We start from the raw sequence: 526 nt of genomic DNA on the forward strand, positions 1-526 counted from the left end.
GTCTCAAATGGTCAACTTATTGGCTCGATCAACGGCACGCCTGCAATCATTCTGGCACTGGATGCTTCAGCCATCCCAGCAGGTCAGCAAGGCTCCGTACAGATCACAGCCACACTGACAGATGCCTTCCCACATGATACCAGCGGAAATCCCATCAAGATCAACGGCATCACCATAAACGCTTCAGATCATGACGGAGACACAGTCACTGCCGACATTCAGGTCAACATCATTGACGACACGCCACAACTGGTCATCGCAGACACACCAACCTCAGTCGCAGAAGGCAACACCTTAAACGGAACGTGGTCGCTTAGCCCCGGTGCTGATGGCGTCACACAGATCACTGTCTCAGTACCCGGAGAAGCCAACCAGACCATCTCCCTTTCCACCAACACACCTGCCACGTTCACGCTGCCCAAAGGGACGCTCACCGTCAATCCGGATGGTACCTACTCCTTTGAAGCTACGACCAATCTCGACAACGATGGCCCGCAGGAGCAAGCCTTCACCATCACCGCAACGG

General features: G+C 54.6%; 1 protein-coding gene. It reads left to right on the plus strand.

The genetic code is table 11. From position 1 onward, the window contains the following. On the plus strand, positions 1 to 526 hold a 526-nt coding region (locus PPL9_RS18165), incomplete at both ends, for a hypothetical protein (RefSeq protein ID WP_152986748.1).

The sequence above is a fragment of the Pseudovibrio sp. POLY-S9 genome, from assembly GCF_001431305.1.
Taxonomy (GTDB): domain Bacteria; phylum Pseudomonadota; class Alphaproteobacteria; order Rhizobiales; family Stappiaceae; genus Pseudovibrio.